Origin of the sequence: Streptomyces triticisoli, from assembly GCF_003270085.1 — a bacterium.
In the GTDB taxonomy this organism is placed as follows: Bacteria; Actinomycetota; Actinomycetes; order Streptomycetales; family Streptomycetaceae; genus Streptomyces; species Streptomyces triticisoli.
Genome location: NZ_QFDQ01000170.1, coordinates 1 through 6710, shown reverse-complemented (window position 1 = coordinate 6710; position 6710 = coordinate 1). Strand labels below are relative to the sequence as shown.

At 68.4% G+C, this 6710-nt stretch carries 6 protein-coding genes; 3 read left to right on the top strand and 3 right to left on the bottom strand.

The genetic code is table 11. The features are described 5' to 3' along the window. Positions 1-36: 36 nt before the first annotated feature. The 3 genes from DEP02_RS22910 to DEP02_RS33630 all read left to right on the top strand — a co-directional run bounded on the left by DEP02_RS22910 (position 37) and on the right by DEP02_RS33630 (position 3150). Complete coding sequence (locus DEP02_RS22910; RefSeq protein WP_198668544.1) at positions 37-846, top strand: transposase family protein; 810 nt, start codon at positions 37-39, stop codon at positions 844-846. A 371-nt stretch (positions 847-1217) separates the two neighbouring features. Beyond that, entirely contained in the window at positions 1218-1829 is a 612-nt protein-coding gene (locus DEP02_RS22905) for a restriction endonuclease (RefSeq protein ID WP_112469576.1), read from the top strand. Positions 1830-2046: 217 nt separating this feature from the next. Then, positions 2047-3150: a hypothetical protein gene (locus DEP02_RS33630; RefSeq protein ID WP_157977519.1), complete on the top strand. Its 1104-nt coding sequence runs from the start codon at positions 2047-2049 to the stop codon at positions 3148-3150. Between the two features lie 24 nt (positions 3151-3174). Here the strand turns inward: DEP02_RS33630 and DEP02_RS22895 are convergent, their stop codons facing one another. Genes DEP02_RS22895 through DEP02_RS35705 form a run of 3 tightly spaced genes read right to left on the bottom strand, consistent with a single transcriptional unit; the run spans position 3175 to position 6114 of the window. Continuing rightward, positions 3175-4521, bottom strand: coding sequence for an IS630 family transposase (locus tag DEP02_RS22895; RefSeq protein ID WP_198668543.1), 1347 nt, complete (start codon positions 4519-4521; stop codon positions 3175-3177). 45 nt (positions 4522-4566) lie between these two features. Beyond that, on the bottom strand, positions 4567-5811 hold the full coding sequence (fmdA, locus tag DEP02_RS22890) for a formamidase (RefSeq protein WP_112469574.1): 1245 nt from the start codon (positions 5809-5811) through the stop codon (positions 4567-4569). 21 nt (positions 5812-5832) lie between these two features. Further along, complete coding sequence (locus DEP02_RS35705) at positions 5833-6114, bottom strand: FmdB family zinc ribbon protein (RefSeq protein WP_112469573.1); 282 nt, start codon at positions 6112-6114, stop codon at positions 5833-5835. Positions 6115-6710 lie beyond the last annotated feature (596 nt).

Below are 6710 nucleotides of genomic sequence, written 5' to 3'. Positions count from 1 at the left end.
CACAAGATCATGTCCGTAACCACCAGAGGCTTCACGTTGGTCACCTATGTTGCCACGCTCGACGTCCCGCGCCACGTCGTGGACCACCTGTCGCGTCTGCCGGCCGCCCACCGGCGGCAGATCGGCACTCCGCGCGGCAGCCGGGCGCTGGGGCCGTTCCGGCAGGCGGTGCTGGTCCTGCGCTGGTTCCGCGAGCGCGGCTGCGTGCACTGTCTGGCCCGCGACGCCGGCATCTCCCAGGCCACCGGCTACCGCTACCTGCACGAGGGCATCGACGTCCTCGCCGATCAGGCCCCGGACCTGCACGAGGTCCTGGCCCGTTGCAGGAGGGAGGGCATGACGCACGTGGTCCTGGACGGCACGCTGATCGAGTCGGACCGCCTCGCGGGCGTCCGCGAAAACGGAAACGACCTGTGGTTCAGCCAGAAACACAAGGCGTTCGGCGGCAACATCCAATTCCTGTCAGCCCCGGACGGCACCCCGCTGTGGGTTTCCGAAGCCGAACCCGGCTCCACTCCCGACATCACCGCCGCCCGCATCCATGCCCTGCCCGCGCTGTACAAGGCGGCGGCCGAGGGCCTGCCGACCCTGGCGGACAAGGGCTACATCGGCGCAGGCATCGGCATCCTCATACCCGTCCGCCGCCCAAAAGGCAGATCTGAACAGGCACTTCACGTCGACACCCGCATGTTCAACACCCTGCTGCGGCACGTCCGGGCCCTCGGAGAGCGCACCGCCGCCGAACTCAAGCAGCGATGGCGCACCCTGCAGCACATCACGCTCAGCCCCAGCCGGATCGGCGACATCGCGCGAGCAGCCCTCGTCCTCAACAGAATCTGGAAGTAATCATCGCTGAGAAAACCTCAGTGGCTGCTGTCAGCATGGGCGGTTGCGCGGTCATTTCGCATCGAGGGGGATGCTTATATGCCTTTGATACGGCCGTACGTGCGCTCTGATGGGACGCCGGTTCGAGGACATTTGCGGTGGGCCGCGGGTGCACGACGAGAAATGACGATCCTCGCTTTGTTCGCGTTGGCCGTGGTGGGGCTGGGCAACGAGAACGTCTCGGCAGAGAGCGGAGCGAGTCCGCGTCCGCAGCCGACGGTGCAGTATCCGGTCCGGTTCCCGTCGCCGGAGGGGCACCGGTGACGCGGCGGCGTACGCGGCGGCCCGGCAAGCGGCAGCAGCAGAGGGACGCGCAGCTGATCGGCTTCTTCATGACGGCGGCCGCGGTGCTTGGCCTGGTGGTGATGGTGGTCAACTGGCTGCTGGCGCACTGGTGGGTGCTCGTCGTCGTCCTGATGCTCGCCGTACTCGCGGGCGCCGGCTGGCTCTACAACCGGCATCAGCAGGCCCGGTGGGAGGCCGTGCGCGCGCAGGGCCTGCGCTACGGGCTGGCTCAGCTGGACGCGCTGCACCACTCCCGGTTCGAGGAAGCGGTACGGGACCTGATGCGCCGGGACGGCTGCCGGGACGCGGTCCGGGTCGGCGGCGGCGGTGACCTGGGGGCGGACGTGAAGGCGACGGACCCGTCCGGGCGGCGCTGGGTGATCCAGTGCAAGCACCGCCGCAACGGCGCCCGGGGCTCGGCGGTGGGCACGCCGGATCTGCAGGTGCTCAACGGGACGGCCCGCCCGGTGCACGGGGCGGACATCGCGGTGATCGTGACGAACGGCAGGGTGACCGCGCCGGCCGTGGCGTTCGCCAAGCAGCAGCGGCTGCACGTGGTGGACCGCCAGACCCTGGGCGTGTGGGCGGCGGGCTCGCGGCCGCTGTGGGAGCTGCTGCGGGCGATCCCTCCGCCCCGGAAGCCGTCCGCTCTGTCCTGAGCCGTAAACTGTCGCCTATTAGCGGCAGTTGAGCAGGGGCCTGTCACCCGCGGGCCCCTTTCCCATGCGGCAGAAGAGGTGCAGGGGCCAGGACTGACGCGGCCGGTTCCGACCCGGTCGGTTGGCGGTCGGGGAGGTTGCGCACATTGGTGCGGAAGTGGCGTATGGGTGAGCGGAGGAACGGGTGGGGAGCTGGGCGGGACGGCACCGTCGGTGGTTGTGGGGTTCGGCCTGGGCGCTGGTCGTGCTGGTCGTCGTCGGGTTCTCGGTCCGGGCGCCGGTGAAGGACTGGTGGCTGGCACGTGAGGCGTGCGGGGGCAAGCTGCCCCGCGGCGATCTGGAGACGGTACGGCCCACGGGCATGCGGCTCGGGGCGGAGCGGGAGTCCTTCGACGAGGACCTCGGCCAGTACCACTGCGTGCTGACGAACGACGAGGACAAGGTCGTGGTCGCCGTCGACGCCTATCTGGGCGGCGCGGACCGGGAGAAGGAGCTGTCGTTCGCCGGCAGCTCCTATCCTCCGCACGCCGTGCTGCCGGGCGGGCTGCCCGGCTTCGAAGCCCAGAACAGCCTCGTCTACCTCATGCCCGAGTGCCCGCGCGGCGGCAAGGGACCGGCCGGGGAACGCCGCAGACTGCTGGTGGGCACCTGGACGTACTTCGCGCAGAGCCGCGAGGAGAAGGCGGCCATGCTGCGGCTCGCGGTGCGCATGACGAACGAGGTGACCGAGAAGCTCGGCTGCGGTGGCGAGCCGCTGCCCGCGCCGAAGGACGGGGCGGTACCGGACACCGGCAGGTATGTGCCCCGCGCGGAGGCGAAGGGCACCGCCTGCGACGCTCTGGCCACCACCCGCGTCCCCGCGGAAGGACGCGACGGGGAGGTCCGCATCGCCATCGCCGACGGCGGGGTCGTCGGCCGTTGCACCCTGCGCGCGCCGAAGAAGGCCGGCGACGACGCGTACCGGAGCGGCACGAGACCGGGCAGACCGCTTGTCGAACTCACCAGTTGGCGCGGTGACTGGGGCACGAACCTGCGCGAGATGGGCTCGGGTCCCGACCCGTTGCCGATGAAAGAAGGCGCCGCCTGGCGGCCCGCACTGACCGAGTACCGGGCGTGGGCCGTCGCCCGGTGCGACGGCGAGAACGCCGGCTTCGCCGCCCACTGGGGCTACGACTACCCCTACCGGGAAGCAGGCGAGAAGTACGAGCCTCCGACGGCGGCCGAGCGGAAGGAGCGGCGCGTGTTGCTGCGTGAGTACGTCACCGCGTTCGCGAAGGACCAGGTGCAGCGCGGGAACTGCATGGGGCTGCAGCTGCCCTAGTGTGCTGCGCCAGAAATCCTAGGCTTAAGTTGCCTGCTGGTTTTCGGTCTCTGAGGGGGCGATTTTAGTGAGGTAGTCGGCGAGGGATTTGAGGATCTCGTCGGCGGTCTTGGTCCAGGTGAAAGGTCTGGGGTCCTCGTTCCAGGTGCCGATCCAGGCCCGGATGTCGTCTTCCAGGGCCTTGACGGAGGTGTGGACGCCGCGGCGGATGAGCTTGTCGGTCAGCAGGCCGAACCAGCGCTCGACCTGGTTGAGCCAGGAGGAGCCGGTCGGGGTGAAGTGCACGTGAAAGCGCGGGCGTTTGCCCAGCCATGCCTTGATCTCGGGGGTGTTGTGGGTGGCGTAGTTGTCACACACCAGGTGGACGTCGAGACCGGCGGGGACCGCCTTGTCTATCGTGGCCAGGAACTTCTTGAACTCGATGGCCCGGTGTCGGCGGTGGAGTTCGCTGATGACGGTACCGTCGGCGATGTTGAACGCGGCGAACAGGCTGGTGATGCTGTGCCGCAGGTAGTCATGGGTGCGGCGCTCGGGCATACCCGGCATCATCGGCAGCACCGGCTGGGACCGGTCCAGCGCCTGGATCTGGCTCTTTTCGTCCACGCACAGCACCACCGCCTTTTCGGGCGGGTTGTGATACAGCCCGACGACGTCGACGACCTTCTCCACGAACTGCGGGTCGGTGGAGAGCTTGAAGGCATCCTGCAGGTGCGGCTTGAGGTCGAACCGCTTCCAGATCCGCCCGATCGTCGACTTCGACAGCCCGGTGCGGGCGGCCATCGAGGCTCGTGACCAGTGCGTGTCCTGGCCTGGTGTGGACTCCAGCGTCGTCACGACGACATCCTCGACCTGGTCGAGCAGGATCGACGGCGGCCGGCCCACCCTGGGCTCGTCGGCCAGCCCCTCCAGGCGGTCGGCGATGAAGCGGGCCCGCCACCGGTTCACCGTCGCGGCGCCGATGCCGAGTTCGGCCGCGATCTGCTTGTTCGAGCCACCCTCCGCGCAGCGCAGCACGATCCTCGCGCGCAGTGCCAGGTACTGCGCGGTTTTCGCCCGCCTCGACCAGCGCGCCAGCTGCGCTCGCTCGGCCTCGCTGAGCACCAGCTCCGCCTTGCGCCGCCCCGGCCGCGGCTCATCCGCAAGCCCGGCCATCCGCCGGGCAACAAACCGCGAACGCCACTTCCTCACGGTGTCCGTGGTCACCTTGAACTCCGCCGCTACACGCGCATTCGGCATCCCGTCCGCACAGGCCAGGACGATGCGCGCCCGCTCAGCAAGACGGGGCATCACCGCCCCGCCCTCCCAGCGCAGCAACTCCGCGCGTTCCTCGCCGGACAGCACAACTTCGACAGCACGAGGACCCCGAGACATGGAAACAGGCTACAGACTTAAGCCTAGGATTTCTGGCGCAGCACACTAGCTTGTGCGGGCGCAGCTTCCCCGATCGGCGCGCTGTGGCCCGTCGCCGGACGGGCGGATGTCGAAGTCGAAGATGGCGGTGGGCAGATAGAGCGTGGCGCAGGAGTTGGGGATGTCGACCACGCCGCTGAAGCGGCCTTCGATCGGGGCGGCTCCGAGAAGCAGGTAGGCCTGCTCAGGTGAGTAGCCAAACTTGGTCAGGTACTCGATCGCGTTCAGGCAGGCCCGCCGATAGGCGACGTGTGAGTCGAGGTAGTGCTGGCGGCCGTCTTCGTCGACGGAGATGCCGACGAAGGTGAGGAACTCGCTGTAGCGCGGCTCGACGTTGCCGGGGTAGAACACGGGGTTCGTCGTCACCCCGTAGGTCTGCATGCCGCCCTTGATGAGGTCGACGCCGAGATCGAGGTAGCCGCCCATCTCGATGGCGCCGCAGAAGGTGATCTCGCCGTCGCCCTGGCTGAAGTGCAGGTCACCGGCGGACAGTTTGCCACCCTCGACATACACCGGCAGGAAGATCCGGGCGCCACGGGTGAGGTTTTTGATGTCCTGGTTGCCGCCGTTCTCGCGTGGCGGCGCGGTTCGTGCCGCCTCCCGTGCAGCGCGCTCGAATGCGTCGCCTTCCAGCGTGCCGAGGATTGCCCTTTGCGGATTCGGCGGCAACGCGAGCGGGGGCACTCGGTCGGGATCGGTCGCGATGAGTTCGGCCTCCCGGGCGTTCCACTGACCGAGCAGGTCGTGCGACGGGGCGGTGCCGATGATGCCTGGGTGGGTGATGCCGGTGAAGCGCACGCCGGGCAGGTGGCGGGAGGTCGCGATCTGCCCGTGGAAGTCCCAGATTGCCTTGTACGCGTCCGGGAAGTGATCGGTGAGGAAACCGCCGCCGTTGGACTTGGCGAAGATGCCCGTGTAGCCCCAGCCCTGGCCGGCGACCGGCCCGGTCTCCTGCGGGACGGGACCGATGTCGAGGATGTCGACCACCAGCAGGTCACCGGGCTGCGCACCCTCGACGGCGATCGGTCCGCTCAGAGGATGGACCATCGAGAGATCGAGGTCGCGGATGTCGTTGGCGGAGTCGTCGTTGTGAACCGTCCCGTCGAACCACTCCCGGCATTCGAGGCGGAACTCGGCGCCGGGTCGAACGGTCGCCACCGGCGGGATGTCGGGGTGCCAGCGGTTGTGCGGCGGGACTGCCTGGTCGTAGAACGACCGGGACTGGTCGACGCTGAAGAGCACTTCGGGCATCTGTCGTTCCTTGCCTGTGGGTCACGGCCTCGGGAGGCGCGCGTGCAGTGGATTCGGCGGATGAGCATGACGACGGGGTGGTGCGGGCATGCGGTGCAGCACCGTCGGCTCGTGCGCGCTGGCCTCGGCAGCGTCGCGCGCCCGTCGCAGGGCGGAGTGGGGCGAGGTGATGGCGGGCGGGGCGTATACACGCGTCGCCGCTCCGCCGCATGTGGCGCACGTCGGCTCATGTACCGGGGCGTCGATCGGGCGGACGACCTCGAACACGCCACACTGCCCGCACGCGTAGTCGTACCTCGCCATGTGAGAGCCTCCGCGTCACATTCGGGGCGGACCGGGGGTGTGATGGCGCTGGCCGAACTTCCCCACTGCCGCTGAAGCAATTCGTGGTGGTTTGAGCATAATGATCGTTCAGCGGTGTAGCTGAACGACTCGGTGTGGGGTAACTCCATCGGGTATGACGGTGCGCAGATGGGGGTCGCGCTGTGTTCGACAGGTCCAATAGGGGTCGACGACCTTGCCGGTGGCCGCTTCCAGTGCGGTGAGCAGGGCGGTGGTGCACTCCGAGGTGGTCGTGGGTCTGCCTTTCGGGGCTCCCGGGCCGCATCGGCAGAATCGGGGCATTGCGAGCCGGCGCCTGGATCTGAGGCTTTTCGTCGCAGCAGAGCACGACGCATTCTCCGGGTGGGTGGGAGTGCTACCCCACCGTGGTTACGCCAATCGTGTCACTGAGGTTTTCTCAGCGAAATGATCTACGCGAAGCCGGACGAGGCTTCGATGTCGGGACGGGCCGGACAGCCCTGCCCCGGTGACGGGCAGACGTAAAGCCCCTGGTATTGCGTCCTGAGCATGGAAGGAAGTTGGTTGTAGGTCAGCTTCTGGAAATGGTGCTGTGCGGA